The organism is Synechococcus sp. NOUM97013 (assembly GCF_014279815.1).
Lineage (GTDB): Bacteria > Cyanobacteriota > Cyanobacteriia > PCC-6307 > Cyanobiaceae > Synechococcus_C.
Genome location: NZ_CP047941.1, coordinates 1,938,286 through 1,954,975 on the forward strand (window position 1 = coordinate 1,938,286; position 16,690 = coordinate 1,954,975).

Annotated in this window: 21 protein-coding genes; 10 read left to right on the plus strand and 11 right to left on the minus strand. The window is 60.6% G+C overall.

Annotation, left to right across the window (positions count from 1 at the left end):
- Window positions 1–29: 29 nt before the first annotated feature.
- Window positions 30–476 carry an EVE domain-containing protein gene (locus tag SynNOUM97013_RS10590; RefSeq protein WP_186481585.1) on the plus strand — a complete coding sequence of 149 codons (447 nt, stop codon included), beginning with the start codon at window positions 30–32 and terminating at the stop codon, window positions 474–476.
- A complete protein-coding gene (locus SynNOUM97013_RS10595; RefSeq protein WP_186479744.1) occupies window positions 460–1,233 on the plus strand; it encodes a hypothetical protein in 774 nt (257 codons plus the stop codon). The genes SynNOUM97013_RS10590 and SynNOUM97013_RS10595 overlap by 17 nt, the downstream gene beginning before the upstream one ends.
- Here the strand turns inward: SynNOUM97013_RS10595 and SynNOUM97013_RS10600 are convergent.
- The 4 genes from SynNOUM97013_RS10600 to SynNOUM97013_RS10615 all read right to left on the minus strand — a co-directional run bounded on the left by SynNOUM97013_RS10600 (window position 1,185) and on the right by SynNOUM97013_RS10615 (window position 2,721).
- A complete protein-coding gene (locus SynNOUM97013_RS10600; RefSeq protein WP_186479746.1) occupies window positions 1,185–1,499 on the minus strand; it encodes a DUF2811 domain-containing protein in 315 nt (104 codons plus the stop codon). The genes SynNOUM97013_RS10595 and SynNOUM97013_RS10600 overlap by 49 nt on opposite strands.
- A gap of 307 nt (window positions 1,500–1,806) precedes the next feature.
- A complete protein-coding gene (locus SynNOUM97013_RS10605; RefSeq protein ID WP_186479748.1) occupies window positions 1,807–2,187 on the minus strand; it encodes a DUF1818 family protein in 381 nt (126 codons plus the stop codon).
- Complete coding sequence (locus tag SynNOUM97013_RS10610; protein ID WP_006043334.1) at window positions 2,184–2,411, minus strand: DNA-directed RNA polymerase subunit omega; 228 nt, start codon at window positions 2,409–2,411, stop codon at window positions 2,184–2,186. Before SynNOUM97013_RS10610 ends, SynNOUM97013_RS10605 begins: the two co-directional genes overlap by 4 nt.
- A 25-nt stretch (window positions 2,412–2,436) precedes the next feature.
- Entirely contained in the window at window positions 2,437–2,721 is a 285-nt protein-coding gene (locus tag SynNOUM97013_RS10615) for a hypothetical protein (protein WP_186479750.1), read from the minus strand.
- A 39-nt stretch (window positions 2,722–2,760) separates the two neighbouring features.
- Here SynNOUM97013_RS10615 and SynNOUM97013_RS10620 point away from each other — a divergent pair, with 39 nt between their 5' ends.
- The 3 genes from SynNOUM97013_RS10620 (at window position 2,761) to SynNOUM97013_RS10630 (ending at window position 5,637) form a co-directional block, all read left to right on the plus strand.
- Window positions 2,761–4,404 carry an Hsp70 family protein gene (locus SynNOUM97013_RS10620; protein ID WP_186481586.1) on the plus strand — a complete coding sequence of 548 codons (1,644 nt, stop codon included), beginning with the start codon at window positions 2,761–2,763 and terminating at the stop codon, window positions 4,402–4,404.
- Between the two features lie 70 nt (window positions 4,405–4,474).
- Window positions 4,475–5,320: a hypothetical protein gene (locus SynNOUM97013_RS10625; RefSeq protein WP_186479756.1), complete on the plus strand. Its 846-nt coding sequence runs from the start codon at window positions 4,475–4,477 to the stop codon at window positions 5,318–5,320.
- A 95-nt stretch (window positions 5,321–5,415) separates the two neighbouring features.
- Entirely contained in the window at window positions 5,416–5,637 is a 222-nt protein-coding gene (locus SynNOUM97013_RS10630) for a ferredoxin-thioredoxin reductase variable chain (protein ID WP_186470335.1), read from the plus strand.
- Here SynNOUM97013_RS10630 and pyrR read toward each other — a convergent pair.
- Entirely contained in the window at window positions 5,622–6,182 is a 561-nt protein-coding gene (gene pyrR / locus SynNOUM97013_RS10635) for a bifunctional pyr operon transcriptional regulator/uracil phosphoribosyltransferase PyrR (RefSeq protein ID WP_186479758.1), read from the minus strand. The two genes, SynNOUM97013_RS10630 and pyrR, sit on opposite strands and share 16 nt — an antisense overlap.
- A gap of 149 nt (window positions 6,183–6,331) precedes the next feature.
- Here pyrR and gpmI point away from each other — a divergent pair, with 149 nt between their 5' ends.
- Both gpmI and secG read left to right on the plus strand, forming a co-directional pair.
- Window positions 6,332–7,963 (plus strand): 2,3-bisphosphoglycerate-independent phosphoglycerate mutase, encoded by a 1,632-nt coding sequence (gpmI, locus tag SynNOUM97013_RS10640; protein ID WP_186479760.1) that lies wholly within the window; start codon window positions 6,332–6,334, stop codon window positions 7,961–7,963.
- A 24-nt stretch (window positions 7,964–7,987) separates the two neighbouring features.
- Entirely contained in the window at window positions 7,988–8,218 is a 231-nt protein-coding gene (gene secG, locus SynNOUM97013_RS10645) for a preprotein translocase subunit SecG (protein ID WP_186479762.1), read from the plus strand.
- Window positions 8,219–8,321: 103 nt separating this feature from the next.
- Here the strand turns inward: secG and SynNOUM97013_RS10650 are convergent, their stop codons facing one another.
- The 3 genes from SynNOUM97013_RS10650 to groES form a co-directional block, all read right to left on the minus strand.
- Entirely contained in the window at window positions 8,322–8,684 is a 363-nt protein-coding gene (locus SynNOUM97013_RS10650; protein WP_186479763.1) for an MscL family protein, read from the minus strand.
- 108 nt (window positions 8,685–8,792) lie between these two features.
- Window positions 8,793–10,427 (minus strand): chaperonin GroEL, encoded by a 1,635-nt coding sequence (gene groL / locus SynNOUM97013_RS10655; protein ID WP_186479765.1) that lies wholly within the window; start codon window positions 10,425–10,427, stop codon window positions 8,793–8,795.
- Window positions 10,428–10,498: 71 nt separating this feature from the next.
- Complete coding sequence (gene groES / locus SynNOUM97013_RS10660) at window positions 10,499–10,810, minus strand: co-chaperone GroES (RefSeq protein WP_186479767.1); 312 nt, start codon at window positions 10,808–10,810, stop codon at window positions 10,499–10,501.
- Window positions 10,811–11,028: 218 nt separating this feature from the next.
- Here groES and atpD point away from each other — a divergent pair, with 218 nt between their 5' ends.
- Together atpD and atpC are read left to right on the plus strand one after the other, a co-directional pair.
- A complete protein-coding gene (atpD, locus tag SynNOUM97013_RS10665; protein WP_186479769.1) occupies window positions 11,029–12,492 on the plus strand; it encodes a F0F1 ATP synthase subunit beta in 1,464 nt (487 codons plus the stop codon).
- 77 nt (window positions 12,493–12,569) lie between these two features.
- Window positions 12,570–12,980 (plus strand): ATP synthase F1 subunit epsilon, encoded by a 411-nt coding sequence (gene atpC, locus SynNOUM97013_RS10670; protein WP_186479770.1) that lies wholly within the window; start codon window positions 12,570–12,572, stop codon window positions 12,978–12,980.
- Between the two features lie 73 nt (window positions 12,981–13,053).
- Here atpC and SynNOUM97013_RS10675 read toward each other — a convergent pair whose 3' ends face one another.
- Both SynNOUM97013_RS10675 and SynNOUM97013_RS10680 read right to left on the minus strand, forming a co-directional pair.
- The gene (locus SynNOUM97013_RS10675) at window positions 13,054–13,518 is read right to left on the minus strand and encodes a hypothetical protein (RefSeq protein ID WP_186479772.1); all 465 of its coding nucleotides are present in this window, start codon (window positions 13,516–13,518) and stop codon (window positions 13,054–13,056) included.
- A 280-nt stretch (window positions 13,519–13,798) separates the two neighbouring features.
- Window positions 13,799–14,308 carry a 30S ribosomal protein PSRP-3 gene (locus tag SynNOUM97013_RS10680; RefSeq protein WP_186479774.1) on the minus strand — a complete coding sequence of 170 codons (510 nt, stop codon included), beginning with the start codon at window positions 14,306–14,308 and terminating at the stop codon, window positions 13,799–13,801.
- Window positions 14,309–14,388: 80 nt separating this feature from the next.
- On the opposite strand from SynNOUM97013_RS10680, the gene SynNOUM97013_RS10685 reads away from it, so the two are divergent.
- On the plus strand, window positions 14,389–15,144 hold the full coding sequence (locus SynNOUM97013_RS10685; protein ID WP_186479776.1) for a TIGR01548 family HAD-type hydrolase: 756 nt from the start codon (window positions 14,389–14,391) through the stop codon (window positions 15,142–15,144).
- Between the two features lie 187 nt (window positions 15,145–15,331).
- Here SynNOUM97013_RS10685 and SynNOUM97013_RS10690 read toward each other — a convergent pair whose 3' ends face one another.
- Window positions 15,332–16,684 carry an aminopeptidase P N-terminal domain-containing protein gene (locus SynNOUM97013_RS10690; RefSeq protein WP_186479782.1) on the minus strand — a complete coding sequence of 451 codons (1,353 nt, stop codon included), beginning with the start codon at window positions 16,682–16,684 and terminating at the stop codon, window positions 15,332–15,334.
- Window positions 16,685–16,690: the final 6 nt, after the last annotated feature.

Consider the following 16,690-nt stretch of genomic DNA (forward strand, 5'->3'; position numbering starts at 1 on the left):
GCTTCCTCGAGCCTGTGGCCTACTGGCTGATGAAAAGCGAGCCCGATGTTTACGGGATCGATCATCTACAGAAGGAACAGACCACGCTCTGGGATGGCATCCGCAACTATCAGGCGCGCAACTTCATGCGCACGATGGCCGTGGGTGACCAAGCATTTTTTTATCACTCCAACTGCAAGCCGCCCGGGATTGTGGGCCTGATGGAAGTGGTGGAAACAGGCCTGGTGGATCCGACCCAGTTCGACCCTTCATCGAAATATCACGACGCCGCCTCGAAACCTGAGGCACCACGCTGGGACTGTGTGCGCCTCGCTTATCGCGGCCGCTTTCAGACGATGCTCAGTCTCGAAGAACTGCGCCAGGCATACGAGCCAGAGCAACTAACCGTGGTGCGTCGCGGTAACCGACTGTCCATCCTTCCCGTGGATGAACCGATCGCCCGCGATCTGCTCGAACGCCTTGGCGAACTCCATTGACAACGCTGGATGTCGTCCGATCGAACGACTTCCCATCACCACGATCATCCCGCGGGCCTGGATCGGTTTCAGTAGGGCCCCCTGGCGATGCGTCGGCTTGACCGCACTGATGCTGATCATCCTGACGGGCCTTGGGGTGACTGCCGGCGATCTGCAGCAGAGCAGCCACTGGTGGCTGGCCACGCTCGGGGATGCGCTGTTAGTGATCAGCATTCCGGCAGCATTGATGCCTCTGGTCGCCCTACTGCATCTGGCTGACAGGCTTCTGCCTCAAGGCTCATCGAGTGAGGTCGGCGCTGTCCCTTCTTCAACCCGGCAGCTGCTCTGGCTGTTCAAACAGACCGCTGCCCTGGCGGTGCTCGAAGGCGTGATTCTGATCGGGGCTCTGAATCTGATCAGGGTGGCCAGTGCTGTCGTCGCGGACCACAGCGGCGTTCTCTCCAATCTAATTCTGGCTGCCGGAGTCGCGGCCCTTGCCATCTGGACCTTGGGGCAATCCCTAGCACTGCCCCTGCTCGTGCATCACGGCCACCGCCCTCTGGCAGCCATGGAACACAGCCGCAGGCTGGTGCAGACCAATCGACTGAAAGTTCTGGCCCTGCTGGGATTGCTGCTGGGGATCAATTTGGTGGGCCTAATGGGTGCCTGTCTCGGCCTGCTTCTCAGTCTCCCCATCAGCGCTCTGTTGCTGATGGCCAGCTGCCGCACTCAGACGCCCTGGGTAAGGGAGTCTCGCCGGAACATGTTGCCCACGTAAAGGCGGGTGATCTCACGGGATTCCACCCCGTTCTGAATGAGGAAGCCGGCGAGAGCCGCCTGCACAAGGCGGTACTGGTCCCAGTTCGGACAACGCTCGATAAAGCTCACCATGGCTTGCTGAAGGGGCTGAGGGAGCTCGGAATGAAAGCTCACCACGGACTCCTCCGGCGGGCTGGTCTCTGCGGAGGACACGCGGAACTGGTGCGTCTGCACCGGTGTGGAGGCCTTGGATTGTGAGGCCTGGAACTGCCCAATTCCCTGCATTCGTTCCGTTCAAGTGAGCACTAGTTCTCCACATCCCGGCGCTGGAGTCAAGGCACCGCAAAAAGCCCGTTCTCAGCTCGTCTCAACACAAGACTTCAGACCTTGGAACCATTTCCAGCCTGAGATTTTCGCCAGGCAAGCCTGAAGAGACAGGCCGAACATCCGTCAACCAACAACTTCTCCACAAAGAGGGTTTTCCACAGAAGTCCATCAAATGGACCAAACACGCCGCAAGCCTGTGGAAAACCATGCCAGAGCCGTGGGGAATCCCCGGGGAAAATCAATCAGGAGCGATTGATTAGCCGCCCTAATCATGAGTGCTGTCCCACATGGTTCTCATCGCCGCGGCCATCGCCTGAGCGGCGGGCGCCGGCCAACTCACCTCCAGGCCACGGGCACCCGAGGCCCCAGCACTCAAAATCACCCTCAGTGACCAGGTCGAACGGTCTCCATCCAGACAAGCCCACCACTGCAAACACTCAAGTTCAAGGGTGATCGCCTCATCAGGCATCAGCTGATCCCGGATAGACCGGTGCTGATCAACAAGCCGTCGAAGGACGGAAGCCAACGCGCAGGCTTCCGACTCGGTTAATTCCAGAGCCCAGGCTTCCCCTCCGATCAGAATGGGGAAGCCTGAACGCTGCGGATCACGGGCCAACCTCCAGCCCGGCCCCTCCTGCTGGATCATCCAGGCAGAAGATCAGGCTGATCTTGCTCATCGCTGAGTTCGACGATGGCGCGCTGAACGGGCTTCACGCTGGATTCTTCCAACAGCCCGTCGAAGTCGTCGAAGCGACGCTGCTTGGCGCGAAAAGCAATCCGTACTGTCGTCAGGTAACGGTTGCTGGACTGACGGATCAGACTTTCTCCGCGCTTGGCGAGATCCTGATGATCGACTCCTGCCGTGAGCATGCCCAAACCTCAGCAATTCCCAATCTTAGGAGAAGAGATCGCTGTGGAAAGGAATGCGCATTGGGTAACAGCGTTGAGGCCGTCCCGGCACCCGCAGAATGATTTGCCGTCCCAGCCCCATCGCGACCAGGGGCCGCCGCAGGTGACTGAGCAGAGCACTCACTTCCTCGAGATGCTGGGCATCGACGCACTCAATGCGAATGGTGCCCCAGCTTCGAGACATGCGGCAATCCCGCAGCGGTTCCAGCTCCGCTTCGATCTGAGGATCTTCCCGATAAAAGGAAAACACCAGCCGTCTTAACCGATCCATCGTTGACCCCCGTAGCCTCGACCTATCCCCAACCTGCCCATAGCGGTGGTTCAGCCCCCTGCTGGCGAACAAAACCTTCATCTTTCGGATCCACCCGTGCGCGTCGGAACCCTGGCGATCGATCTGGGCAGCTCCACCACGGTGGTGGCCTTCCAACGCGCCAACCAGTCGGAAATCGAACTACTTGAGCTGCCCGCGATCACGCGCGAACCAGGGTCGGTCCCATCCCTGATCTGGGCCGAACATTCCGGTGACGGAGCCGTGCTGGTGGGACGCCAGGTGCTCGAAGGAGGTCTGAATGAACGCGATGCCCCTCAGTTACATCGCGACTTCAAACGGCAGATCGGTCAGGCCGCAATCGCCGAGACAACAACGCGGCGTCTCAGCCCAGAGCAGGCCGGTGCGCGCTTGCTTCTGGAGATCTGGAAGCGCATGCCGCCTGAACTCACCATCGAGCGCCTTGTGCTCACCGCTCCTGTGGATCAGGGCTCTGCCTACTGCGACTGGCTTGTTCAAGCCTGCGCCCCCATGGATGTGGACGAGGTCGCGCTGGTGGATGAGCCCACTGCCGCAGCGCTGGGTGCAGGCCTTGCGGCGGGATCCAGGCTGCTGGTCGTGGATCTGGGAGGGGGCACCCTCGACCTGTCATTGGTGGCTCTCGAGGGAGGAGAAGGCCGGGCAGCTCCCTTAGCTCAGCTTCTGCGCTTCCGCGGAAAAGATCTGAAGGACAGCCGTCAGACCCTGCGTCAGGCGAGAGTGCTGGGCAAAGCAGGGATCAATCTCGGCGGTCGGGATTTCGACCGCTGGATTCTCGACGCCTTACAACCGGCTGGACTGCCTGCGGAGGGCGATGGACTGATGGCGCTGCTCAATGCAGCGGAACGTCTGAAGTGCCGCCTGAGCGAGAGCGCTCTCTCCGAGCGTGAAACGATCACCGAGCTAGCGAGCAGCAGGGATCTGGACCGCCCGGCGTCGCTGAGCATGAACCGACAGACCTTCAGTCAGCTGCTCAGCGATCGGGGATTATTCACCGCGCTCGAAGGGCTGCTGGAGCAGACCCTGAAGGATGCCGAACTCCAGGGCTGCCGCAGTGAGGATCTCGATGCGGTGGTGCTGGTGGGCGGTGGCGCCCACCTGCCCCAGCTGAGGGCGTGGCTGGAGCAGACCCTGATCTCCACACCGATGCTCACCCCTCCACCCATGGCAGCCGTGGCCCAGGGGGCCTTAAGCCTCACGCCCGGGGTGCGCATGCAGGACCTGCTCCAGAAGGGGATTTCCTTGCGCTGCTGGAATCGACGCAGCCATGCTCATCACTGGCACCCCCTGTTTCTGCGTGGCCAGCCTTGGCCTTCCAGCCAGCCACTGGAGCTCGTTCTGAGCGCCAGCAGCCCCGACCAGAGCAGTGTGGAACTGGTGCTGGGCGAAGCACAACCCCAAATGCGCCACGAGGTGGTGATGGTTGACGGTCTGCCGCGAGTGCTGGAAACCAGCGACAGCTGGACCGACGTCATCCGCCGTGATGGCATCACCTGTGAGCTGCCACTGGTGCCTGCGGGGCAACCGGGTGAAGACTGCCTGAAGCTGCGTTTTCACCTGAGCGACAAAGCCGAGCTGATCCTGGAGGGAGACGATCTGCGCACTGGGGCGCCATTGGAGCGCCAGGTTCTCGGCACCGTGCGGTGAGCGGGCCGTCCACAGAAACGTGTGCGCTCACAGAGTCATCCATAGAAAGGTGACTGTTTGCCATTCAGCCTTGGCGCTTCGACGCCATCTGCCACGTTTCTGGTTAATCGCCACATTGAGTGGTGTGGCAGGTCTGTGCGGAGTTGCGTACTGGTGGGAGCAGCAGCTGCCGGCTCGCCTGCGAGACGCAGCCTCAAGTGGTGATTTCGAAGCTTGTCTGCGCTACGGAGAACAGTTGGCAGCCTTGCGCTGGCTCGCGCAGGATGCACCGACGGAACAGGCCGTGTGTCGACGCCGCCAGGCGGAACTGGCCTGGGAAGCTGGCGACGCCGACAAGGCACTGCAACTTCAGTCGCAGTTGGTGATTTCAGAGGTTGGCTCGGAAACACAACGCCAAGGGGATCGCGAGCGCTTGAGCCGCTGGCGCAAGCAATTGCAGGATCGTGCCTTGGAACAGTTTCGTGCCGGCGATTTGGACGCAGCGCTAGCCACGCTCCAGCCGCTCGAACTCAAAGGCCAGCGACCCGGCAGCCAGCTGAGTGACAGCCTTCGCGAAACCTGGAACCGCAATCGCGTTGACCACGAACGCCTGAAGAGCAAGGTGAAGCGGCAGCAGTGGTGGGAAGCACTCAGCGTGCTCAATCAGCTTGATCATCCCTGGTGGCAGACCCATGCGCTGCCCCTGCGGCAAGAGGTGGAGCAGGCGATTCAGAGTCTCCGGGACCAGCAGGAACACCACAGCCATGGAACCCTCCCTGCCCATACCGTCGACGCAGAGCGCCTGAATGGAGCTGTCGAAGATCGTCTGGCCAGTGGCATGGATCCCTGGAGTGCATTCGTTGCAGGTTGCTCAGATCTGGGCGGGGTTCTGGTGGAAGAAGGTCCCGAGAGCCTCTGCAAGGCGAAGCAGCCATGAGCGTGCAGCCATAACCACCTGCGAACCAGCCATCTGCGAAGCAGCCATCTGCGAAGCAGCCGTGACAGGATGAGCCCCATTGGGATCAATCGCGCATGCAGCCGGGTGACAAGGTCGTGGTGACCTCATCAGTGATCGTCTACAACCACCCTCAGCATCGAGGCGAAGCCTTCGATATGAAAGGAAGCGAAGGCGACGTAGTCAACGTGCTCTCGGAATGGAAAGGGCGTCCGATCAGTCCGACGCTTCCGGTGATCGTGGCCTTCGGTCGCTACAAGGCCCACTTCCGCGACGACGAACTTCAGTCCGCCTCCTGAAGGCTGCGGAGGAAGACGCCTTCCTCCCCATCCACATCCAGCAAACGCAGCTCGATCGTTTCTGTGCGCCGTGTGGGCACCGCCCTTCCGCAGAAGTCAGGCTGAATCGGCAGTTCGCGATGGCCACGATCGACCATCACGAGCAATAAAACCCTTCGGGGCCGCCCCCAGGCCTGAATCGCCTCAAGGGCGGCACGAATCGTGCGCCCGGTGAAAATCACATCGTCAACCAGCAGAACGTCACGTCCTTCGACGCTGACGGGAAGGTCGGTGGCCTGCACGGGACGCATCGCCACCCGCTCCAGATCGTCGCGGTGAAAGGTGGGATCCAGGCTTCCCTGTGCCACCGGATGACCGGTTTGCTCTTCGAGACAACGGGCGAGCACTGCGGAGAGCTGAACTCCGCGAGTGGGAATCCCCAGCAGCACAAGTTGGTCAACGCCGCCAACGCATTCGAGCACCTGTGAAGCCAGCCTGGACAGGGTTCTCCTGACGTCATCAGCGGAAAGAATCTCGATTCGCTCACCATTCCCGGGGAACACCATGACCGAAGCGATGGAAGGCAGGACTTTATGCCGTTTTTCCGCCTGCAAATGCGCAAAAGCTGACGGTTCCGCGCTTAACCATTCCCTGAGAGAGGGATCCGGAGGTAACTTGTGAATCTGGAGAAGACCTTAAGAACGGATAGAGCGTTTTGACCGTTGCTGAAAGTGATACGCGAAATCCATTCAAAGAACGGGCTGTAGCACCGGTGGTGCTGGCAATCCTTGATGGATGGGGCGAACGCACTGACACCGAACACAACGCGATCCGGTCAGCCGAAACCCCTGTGATGGATGCACTGCGGCATGCATATCCCCAGACGTTGATTCAGGCCAGTGGTTCCCATGTGGGCTTGCCCGATGGCCAGATGGGTAACTCCGAAGTCGGCCACCTCACCATTGGCGCCGGACGGATCATTCGCCAGGAATTGGTTCGAATCGGCGATACGGTCCGCGACAAGCAGCTGGGCGCCGTCCCCAGCCTTCAGGCCCTGGCCGATCGACTTCGGACGAAGGGTGGAACCCTTCATCTGCTCGGACTCTGCTCCGACGGCGGCGTTCACAGCCATGTGGATCACCTCTGCGGATTGCTCCAGTGGGCCGCTGAACAGGGACTGAACGATGTCGCCATCCATGTGGTCACCGATGGACGCGACACGCCCACCCAGAGCGGACCCACTTACCTGAACCAGATCGAGAACGCCATCACCTCGAGTGGCGTCGGCCAAATCGTGAGCATGTGCGGCCGCTACTGGGCCATGGACCGAGATCAGCGCTGGGAGCGCACGGAAAAGGCCTATGACTTGCTGACCAACCCCGTCTTGCCGGTGAGTCCGCTCGCGGCCACTGAGGCCCTTAAGGCGAGCTACGCGAGCGACATCACCGATGAGTTCGTGGAACCCATCCGGCTCGCCGACAGCCACCTCAAAGACGGCGACGCGCTGCTGATGTTCAACTTCAGACCGGATCGAGCGCGCCAGATCGTGCAGTGTCTGGTTCGCGAGAGCTTCGATGGGTTTGAGCGGCCCCAACAGCCCCAACTCGATGTGGTGACCTTCACCCAATACGAAGCGAGTCTGCCGGTTGAGGTCGCCTTCCCACCCGAATCGCTTGATGACCTGCTGGGACAAGTGGTGTCAGCACAAGGTCTACGTCAGTACCGAACAGCCGAAACCGAAAAGTACCCCCACGTCACTTACTTCATGAACGGCGGGGTGGAGCAACCTCTTGAAGGAGAAGATCGCCATCTTGTGCCCTCGCCTCGCGTGGCGACCTACGACCAAGCTCCTGCGATGGCTGCGGACACATTGACCGACAGCTGCATCGAAGCCATTCAGAAAGGCGTGTATTCGCTGGTGGTGATCAACTATGCGAATCCAGACATGGTGGGGCATACCGGCGTGATGGAAGCCGCTACCGAGGCCATCCAAACGGTGGATCGATGCATCGGCAGGCTCCTGGATGCCGTCGGCCGCATGGGAGGAACGCTGATGATCACCGCCGATCACGGCAACGCCGAGCGGATGCAAGGTGACGATGGCCAGGCCTGGACGGCGCACACCACCAACCCCGTGCCGTTGATCCTCGTGGAGGGAGAACGCCGCAAAGTGCCGGGCATGGGCAATGCCATCCGCCTCAGAGAGAATGGCGGCCTTGCGGATATCGCCCCGACCCTGCTTCAGCTCCTGGATCTCGACAAACCTGCCGCGATGACCGGAAGCACTCTGATCGAACCGATCGAGACCGCTGTGCCAGCAACGGCTCGCCTTCCCCAGCCAGCCTGAACCACCTGCCCATAAGATCAGGTCATGATTACAACCGTCCTCTCCTGGGTCTGGATCGGCAGCGGCCTGCTGCTGATCCTGTTTGTGCTCCTTCACAGTCCGAAGGGGGATGGCATGGGAGGCCTTGCCGCAAGTGGCAGTTCGTCGTTCACCAGCGCCAGCAGTGCTGAGGCGACGCTGAACCGCTTCACCTGGACCACACTGGCCATCTTCCTATCGCTCGCGGTGATCCTGAGCGCCGGCTGGCTGAGCTGAACTGAGCTGAACTGAGCTGGGCTGAGCTGGGCTGAGCGCGACAGACACGCCGAACCCAGAGCCGTAGAGGGGGCTGAATCAGTTACAACCCCCGTTGAATGCATCAAAGATCGGCTTCGGTGGAAGGCCGGTTGCGCACCTTGTCCATACCTGCTTCAGCCAGGCGCTGAGAGCGATTGATTGCTTTGACAATCATGAACAACGCCCAGCCCACCAGGACGGAGTTCAAGAGCACATTCAGGGCATGGCCAATCAGAAGCTCCCCGCCGCCGAAAGGGATTCCCCAGGTCTCCCAACCACCGCGACGGATCAAGGGGTTAAGCAGGGGCATGAGCAGATCCTTGGTGAGCGCATCGACGATCTGCTGAAACTGGCTGCCAACCACCACCGCGATGGCCAGATTCAACGCGTTGCCCTTCTGGAAGAAGAATTCCGTGAATTCGCGAAGCCAGCGACGGAAAAACATGGGAGGCCTGGAAAAGGACCTTCCATTGCACCACAGGCATAAAAAAAGCCCCCGCTTGCACGGGAGCTGAACTGACCGCCAAAACCTTGGCGGCCATAGGAGTTGGGATCAGTAGTCGAAGTCGCCGCCGCCCATGCCGCCGCCGGCTGGAGCTGCTTCCTTCTTCTCGGGCATGTCAGCCACGATGCATTCGGTGGTCAGCACCATGCCAGCGATGGATGCCGCGTTCTGCATTCCGGAACGTGTCACCTTGGCGGGATCCACGATGCCGGCGGCGAGCATGTCGACATACTCACCGTTGGCCGCGTTGTAGCCATCGTTGAAGGCCTTGGCCTTCACGTTCTCAGCCACCACAGCGCCGTTCACACCTGCGTTCTCGGCGATGCGCATCAGAGGCGCCGTCAGAGCGGCCGCCACGATGTTGGCACCGATCAACTCTTCGCCGCTGAGGTTGGCAGATGCCCACTCTTCCAGGGCGGGCGCCAGGTGAGCCAGGGTGGTGCCACCGCCAGGGACGATGCCTTCTTCAACAGCCGCCTTGGTGGCGTTGATGGCGTCCTCGAGGCGAAGCTTTTTGTCCTTCATCTCGGTTTCGGTGGCCGCACCCACCTTCACCACAGCCACGCCACCGGCCAATTTGGCCAGACGCTCCTGCAGCTTCTCCTTGTCGTAGGTGGACTCGGTCTCGTCCATCTGCTTGCGGATCTGCTCACAGCGCGCTTTCACAGCCACATCATTGCCTTCGGCAACGATGGTGGTGGTGTCCTTGTTGATCGTGATGCGACGGGCCGTGCCCAGCATCTCGATCTTGGCGTTCTCCAGCTTCAGACCGGCGTCTTCAGTGATCAGCTGACCATTGGTCAGAACGGCCATGTCTTCCAGCATCGCCTTGCGACGGTCGCCGAAACCGGGGGCTTTCACGGCCGCCACGTTCAGCACGCCACGCAGACGGTTGACCACGAGGGTCGCCAGGGCTTCCTTCTCGATGTCTTCAGCAATGATCAGGAGCGGCTTGCCGGTGCGGGCGATCTGCTCGAGCACCGGGACCAGATCCTGCACTAGTCCAATTTTCTTGTCGGTGAGGAGGATGTAGGGCTCGTCAAGGACGGCTTCCATCCGCTCGGTGTCGGTGGCGAAGTAAGGGGAGATGTAGCCCTTGTCAAAGCGCATGCCTTCGGTGACCTCCAGTTCGGTGGTCATCGACTTGCCCTCTTCCAGGGAAATCACTCCTTCCTTACCGACCTTGTCCATGGCGTCGGCGATCATCCGACCCACTTCCTCGTCATTGCCAGCAGAAATGGTGCCCACCTGAGCGATGGCATTGCTGTCAGCAATCGGCTTGGCGTTTTCCTTGATTTTTTCGACCAGGAACTCGGAAGCCTTATCAATGCCTTTCTTCAGGGTGATGGCATTGGCACCGGCAGCGACATTGCGCAGACCGGCTTTGACCATGGCATGGGCCAGAACAGTGGCGGTAGTGGTGCCATCGCCTGCGGCGTCATTGGTCTTGGAAGCGGCCTGACGGATCAGGGCAACACCAGTGTTCTCGATGTGATCTTCGAGTTCGATCTCCTTGGCGATGGTGACGCCATCGTTGATGATCTGAGGAGCACCGAACTTCTTCTCCAGCACCACGTTGCGACCCTTAGGGCCGAGCGTCACGGCGACGGACTCAGCCAGGATGTCGATGCCTTTCTCGAGCGCGCGACGGGCGTTCTCGTTGTAAATGATGCGCTTAGCCATGGGAGGCAGGAAATCAGTGAAATGGGAACAACAAACAACTGCCCTTCAAGGAACGGGCAGACGCAAATCGATCAGTTGACGACGGCGAGGATGTCCTTCTCGGACAGCAGCACGTATTCATCGCTGCCGAGCTTGATGTCGGTGCCGGCGTACTTGCTGTAGAGGACCTTGTCGCCCACGCCCACCTCTGGAGCCTGACGGGATCCGTCGTCGTTGGGCTTGCCGGGTCCGACCTGAACCACCTCACCCACCTGGGGCTTTTCTTTGGCGGTGTCAGGAAGAAGGATGCCGCCGGCGGTCTTCTCTTCGGATTCAGAGATCTTGACGAACACGCGATCGCCGAGGGGCTTAACGGTGGAGACGCTGAGGGAAACAGCAGCCATGGGTTCTTGCAGGAGCAGGGACAGGGCGCGTTGGCGCCGGTTCGACTCGAGCTGGCACTCAAGGTCGACGACTGCCAACCTATGTCCGGGCTTCGCCTTCCGACCATGCGCCAGGCGTGCGGGTGACCGAACCCCCCGAGATCAACCGTGGCGGTGGTATCGTTGCGCCGCTCAGGAAGGGAAAGCTTTACCCGCCTCCCTCTCACATCTCCTTACTTATGGCCGCTGCTGCTCCTGCTTCCGCCGGTACCAAGGGCGTTGTTCGCCAAGTGATTGGCCCGGTGTTGGACGTGGAATTCCCCGCCGGCAAGCTGCCCAAAATTCTCAATGCCCTTCGGATCGAAGGCAAGAACCCCGCAGGCCAGGACGTGGCTCTGACTGCCGAGGTGCAGCAGCTGCTGGGCGATCACCGGGTTCGCGCCGTGGCCATGAGTGGCACGGATGGACTGGTCCGAGGCATGGAAGCCGTCGACACTGGTGCTGCCATCTCCGTTCCCGTGGGTGAAGCCACCCTCGGACGCATCTTCAATGTGCTGGGTGAGCCTGTTGACGAGCAGGGTCCCGTCACCACCAAAGAAACTGCCCCGATCCACCGCGAGGCTCCCAAGCTCACCGAGCTCGAAACCAAGCCCAAGGTGTTCGAAACCGGGATCAAGGTGATTGACCTTCTGGCTCCCTATCGACAGGGCGGCAAGGTCGGCCTGTTCGGTGGTGCCGGTGTGGGCAAGACCGTTCTGATTCAGGAGCTGATCAACAACATCGCCAAAGAGCACGGCGGAGTGTCCGTCTTCGGCGGTGTGGGTGAGCGCACCCGTGAGGGCAATGACCTCTACGAGGAATTCAAGGAGTCCGGAGTGATCAACTCCGAGGACCTCTCCAAGTCGAAGGTGGCTCTCTGCTACGGCCAGATGAACGAGCCTCCCGGCGCCCGCATGCGCGTGGGTCTCTCCGCTCTGACCATGGCCGAGCACTTCCGTGACGTAAACAAACAGGACGTGCTGCTGTTCGTCGACAACATCTTCCGCTTCGTCCAGGCCGGCTCCGAAGTGTCTGCACTGCTGGGCCGCATGCCCTCCGCTGTGGGCTACCAGCCCACCCTGGGCACCGACGTGGGCGCGCTCCAAGAGCGTGTTGCCTCAACCGTGGAAGGTTCAATTACCTCGATCCAGGCCGTCTACGTTCCGGCTGACGACCTCACCGACCCGGCACCTGCCACCACCTTTGCTCACCTTGACGCCACCACGGTGCTGAACCGTGCCCTGGCCTCCAAGGGCATCTACCCCGCTGTGGATCCCCTGGATTCCACCAGCACCATGCTTCAGCCCGCTGTCGTCGGGGACGAGCACTACCGCACCGCCCGTGCCGTGCAGTCCACCCTGCAGCGTTACAAGGAGCTTCAGGACATCATCGCCATCCTGGGTCTCGACGAACTTTCCGAAGATGACCGTCAGACCGTGGACCGCGCTCGCAAGATCGAGAAATTCCTGTCCCAGCCCTTCTTCGTGGCTGAGATCTTCACCGGCATGCCTGGCAAGTACGTGAAGCTGGAAGAAACCATCAGCGGTTTCAACCAGATCCTTGCTGGTGAGCTCGACCACCTACCCGAGCAGGCCTTCTACCTCGTGGGCAACATCGAGGAAGTCAAGGCCAAGGCCGCCAAGATCGCTGAAGAAGCCAAGTGATCATCTGGGGAGCATGAAGTCATGCTCCCCGTTGTTTCACTCAGCGCCACCGCTCCTCCACCAAGCTCTCCTTACCCATGTCCCTCACCCTCCGCGTGCTGGCACCCAACCAGAGCGTGTTCGACGGCCCTGCCGATGAGGTGATCCTGCCCAGCACCACCGGCCAGCTCGGCATCCTTCCCGGTCACGTCTCCCTTCTGGCAGCGCTTGACGTGGGTGTGCTGCGCGTCCGCGATCAAGGCACCTGGCAATCCATTGCCTTGATGGGCGGATTTGCTGAAGTTGAAGCTGACGATGTCACCATCCTGGTGAACTCAGCTGAGCTGGGCACATCCATCGACAGCAGCACTGCAGACAGTGAGCTCCAAGCCGCGCGCAGTGCTGTGAGCAAGATGGAAGGTCAACCTGCTTCTGCAGAGAAAGTCAAAGCTCAACAGAGTCTCGATCGCGCCCGTGCTCGCGCCCAGGCCGCCAAGAATCAAGACTGAATCATTGGATTGGAAACAACCCTTGGTTCACTTCCGGGAACGCCAGTTCCCGGATTTTTTTGACTTGAATTAATTAGCGGATATTGTCCAACACCTGCATTTTGAGTTCGTTCATGCTCTGAGCATTGTCCGAATCCCAGGTGATGTCCCACACCGGAACGTCCAGGAACTGCGCCAGCCTGTGCGCATCCTGCCGCAGCCAAATCAAGATGGCGTGATCAATCAGATTCAGTCGCCCGCCAAGATGATTGACCAGATTCAGTTCATAACTCATAAAAAATGTGCGCCGATAAGTCATCCCGTAGGTCTCACCAGTAAAAACCCGTTCAGGAATCACTTGAACGGCATGGATGCTGGAAAGACGACCCTCCATTAAGCGCTTCGAGGGTGCAACCAGTCGTTGTTCCCAAAACCAGCCTGATCGAGAATCAAAGACCACTGTGCGCAGGGTGAAGCCAAAAACAGGCGTGGCAATCAACAGCATCGTCAGCAACGCGACGGCTGATCCCTGCCCATCCGTGATGAATTGCCAGATCAATAACACCAGTCCACTGACCTCACTCAGGATCAACAGCGGCCTGTTCAGCGGAACATTGGGTCGCAACTCCGCCCAACCCCCAGCCTCATCAATCACCAGGCGATGCGTCGGCCAACTGTGCCCACGCAAGGCAAGCGGAGTCCAGTTCGTGCGCGTAATGACTGGATCATCGTTCTCCATCAACGCATGATTTCAGACGATTCGTGCTCAACTCTGAACCACCAGACAAAAAAAAGACCTGCTGATGCAGGTCGTGGCGGAACGATGGAAAACCTGGAGATCAGGCGGTGCCACAGAAGGTGACATCGGGGAACTTGAGCTTCGCGTCGTCGAGGCTCTTGCCCTTGCCCTCTTCCTGCCAGTAGTTGATCACCTCAGTGGCCTTGTTCAGCACTTCAACGCGCTCATTGTCGGTGATCCAGCTCTTGCCTTCCAGCTCACCCTTCAGGGTTTCCCATGCATCTTCACGGGGCCAGAAGAAGTAGGCGGTGAGGGGGCTCGGACCACCACCGACGATCTGATCGACAGCCAGAGCGACATTGTCGGGCAGCCAGAGGATCTTCAGAAGGAAGCGTCCTTCATCAGCCTTCGGGGTGTAACCGGAGGGCACACCGTCAGCATCGATGGTGGCCGAAGCGAGAGCAGCGTTACCGCCACGCATCACCGGACGGCCTTCCTTCGGCTCCTGCTGCTGATCAGCGTCACTGCTGGTGCTCTCGGGAGCCTGATCAGCTGTCGCTGCCTCGGTGGTGACCTCCTGGTCGACGGCAGCGCCTTCGGAAACCGTCATGGTGTCAGCGCTCAAGAATCAAGGACAAACAACTAACCTACCAGCCGCCTTAACCCTGCCCCCTGATCTGGCAACCGCTCATGAGTCAACTGCTGCTGTTTGACATCGACGGAGTGATCCGCGATGTGGCTGGCAGCTACCGCAGAGCCCTCCAAGCCACGGTGAAGCACTACAGCGGCTGGACGCCGAGCCCAGCGGTCATTGATGCCCTCAAAGGCGAGGGGCGTTGGAACAACGACTGGGATGCCAGCCTTGAGCTGCTGCGCAGGCATGGCGTCAATCTGCCCGAACGCCAGGCGCTGATCGAGATCTTTAGCGGCTTCTATTTCGGCGGTGACCCCGATGGTGATCCCAGCGGCTGGCAGGGTTTCATCCGCGATGAACCGCTGCTGGTGAGCGCTGATTTCTTCAGGGTGATCCATCACCTGGGATGGATCTGGGGCTTTGTCAGCGGCGCCGAGCCGCCCTCGGCCCGATTCGTGCTGGAGCAGCGACTGCAGCTGGAGACACCACCGCTGATCGCCATGGGTGATGCGCCTGACAAACCGGATCCTCGCGGCTTGATCCAGCTCAGCAACAGCCTGTTGAACGACAAAACCGGCGGTAGCGTCGCCTACCTGGGCGACACGGTTGCCGATGTGCAAACCGTGGTTAATGCACGCACGACCTGCCCTGAGCGTTGCTGGATCAGCCTGGCTGTCCCGCCCCCCCATCTCCAACCAGGCAGTCCTGAACGCCAGGCCTATGAGCAGCAACTGCGCGATGCCGGAGCAGACCACATCCTCCCCGACACCCGTTCCGCCATTCAATGGCTGGAACGGCAAACAGGACGCTGAGGATCGTGCCAACGGGAGAGGAGCCTCCGGATTTCACGAACAGCACACCTCACTGGTCTCAGCATGTCCAGGACATGCAAACAGGGCTTTTGACACTCGCTCTGGGTATCGGCGCCGGTGGTGCTGGGCAACGAGCTGATGCTGCTGGTGGTGGTGCTGTTCTGGCTGGTGCTTGACCTGGTGTAAGTCAGCCCTCCATGGCCTGCACGGCCTTCAGGGCATCCACGCTGAGCACTTCATGGCCACAGGCCACCTCCTGACGATCACGGACTGCCACATCGTCCTCAATGCGGATGCCGATGCCCTTCCAGCGATCGTCAATGGACGGCTGACCTTCAGGGACCGCCAGACGATCACTCACATAGAGGCCAGGCTCCACAGTGAGCACCATGCCGGGCTCCAGCTCAACGTGATGCTCACCGAGGCGGTAAGCGCCCACATCGTGCACATCCAGCCCCAGCCAGTGACCGGTGCGGTGCATGTAGAGGTGGCGATAAGCCCCCTGTTCGATCAAGCCATCGACATCCCCGAGGAGCAGGCCTAGGTCCACAAGTCCTTCCACCATCACCCGGACGGCTGTGGCATGCACATCTTCGGCCGTCTGACCTGGATGGACGCTGTCGATCGCCGCTTCCTGCGCAGCGAGCACCAGCGAATAGAGCTCACGCTGCTCACCGGTGAACCGACCACTGATGGGGAAGGTACGAGTGATATCGCCGTTGTAGTAGTCCGGCAGCGAACAACCGGCATCGATCAGCAGCAGATCTCCCTCCTGGAGCACGTCGCGGTTGTCGATGTAATGCAGAACGCAGGCGTTGTCTCCTCCCGCAACGATGGAGCTGTAGGCAGCACCTCGGGCTCCTTGCTCGAGGAAATGCTGCTCAATCAAGGCCTGCACCTGCCGCTCCGTCATGCCCGGACGAACGGCGGCTCTGGCCAACTCATGGGCTGAGGCGGAAATCCTGCAGGCCTCGCGCATCCGCTCCAGCTCCGAAGACTCCTTACGCAGACGCATGCGATGCAGCACCGGACAGGGCGCCACCAACGCCAGTGCCGCTCGGCCGGTGCGCGGTGCCCGGTCCAGCTGCGTCGCCCAGGCGCGCAGCACCAGCGGCTCCACCAGCGGGTGACTGCCGATGCGGAAGGCAATCCCCTCGGCACCCTCCAGATACTGCGGCAGAAGGGCATCCAACTCGATGCGCGGGTGGGCACAATCTGCGCCGAAGCGCTCGATCGCCCCTTCACACCCCCAGCGGCGGCCGGTCCAGACCTCGGCGGAGGGCTCACGGGGATTCACGAAAAGGACAAAGCGTTCACCCTCGGGGCGATGGGGCAGAAACAGGGCCACCGCATCAGGCTCATCAAGACCGGTGAGATACCAGAAATCACTGTTCTGACGGAACGGCCACTCGGTATCGGCATGGTGGGTGACCAAGGTTGAAGCGGGAATGACCGCAGCGGCCCCACCGAGTTCGGCGATGAATCGCTTGCGACGGTCCGCGAAGACCTGAGCATCAAAAACAGGAGCGAGTGCAGCCACGGCAGA

Coding starts and splice junctions, on each gene's coding strand:
- SynNOUM97013_RS10590 (WP_186481585.1), top strand. CDS start 30: ATGAAAAGCGAGCCCGATGTTTACGGGATCGATCATCTACAGAAGGAA.
- SynNOUM97013_RS10600 (WP_186479746.1), bottom strand. CDS start 1,499: ATGCAGGGAATTGGGCAGTTCCAGGCCTCACAATCCAAGGCCTCCACA.
- SynNOUM97013_RS10605 (WP_186479748.1), bottom strand. CDS start 2,187: ATGATCCAGCAGGAGGGGCCGGGCTGGAGGTTGGCCCGTGATCCGCAG.
- SynNOUM97013_RS10610 (WP_006043334.1), bottom strand. CDS start 2,411: ATGCTCACGGCAGGAGTCGATCATCAGGATCTCGCCAAGCGCGGAGAA.
- SynNOUM97013_RS10615 (WP_186479750.1), bottom strand. CDS start 2,721: ATGGATCGGTTAAGACGGCTGGTGTTTTCCTTTTATCGGGAAGATCCT.
- SynNOUM97013_RS10630 (WP_186470335.1), top strand. CDS start 5,416: ATGCAGCCGGGTGACAAGGTCGTGGTGACCTCATCAGTGATCGTCTAC.
- pyrR (WP_186479758.1), bottom strand. CDS start 6,182: ATGGTGTTCCCCGGGAATGGTGAGCGAATCGAGATTCTTTCCGCTGAT.
- secG (WP_186479762.1), top strand. CDS start 7,988: ATGATTACAACCGTCCTCTCCTGGGTCTGGATCGGCAGCGGCCTGCTG.
- SynNOUM97013_RS10650 (WP_186479763.1), bottom strand. CDS start 8,684: ATGTTTTTCCGTCGCTGGCTTCGCGAATTCACGGAATTCTTCTTCCAG.
- groL (WP_186479765.1), bottom strand. CDS start 10,427: ATGGCTAAGCGCATCATTTACAACGAGAACGCCCGTCGCGCGCTCGAG.
- groES (WP_186479767.1), bottom strand. CDS start 10,810: ATGGCTGCTGTTTCCCTCAGCGTCTCCACCGTTAAGCCCCTCGGCGAT.
- atpD (WP_186479769.1), top strand. CDS start 11,029: ATGGCCGCTGCTGCTCCTGCTTCCGCCGGTACCAAGGGCGTTGTTCGC.
- atpC (WP_186479770.1), top strand. CDS start 12,570: ATGTCCCTCACCCTCCGCGTGCTGGCACCCAACCAGAGCGTGTTCGAC.
- SynNOUM97013_RS10680 (WP_186479774.1), bottom strand. CDS start 14,308: ATGACGGTTTCCGAAGGCGCTGCCGTCGACCAGGAGGTCACCACCGAG.
- SynNOUM97013_RS10685 (WP_186479776.1), top strand. CDS start 14,389: ATGAGTCAACTGCTGCTGTTTGACATCGACGGAGTGATCCGCGATGTG.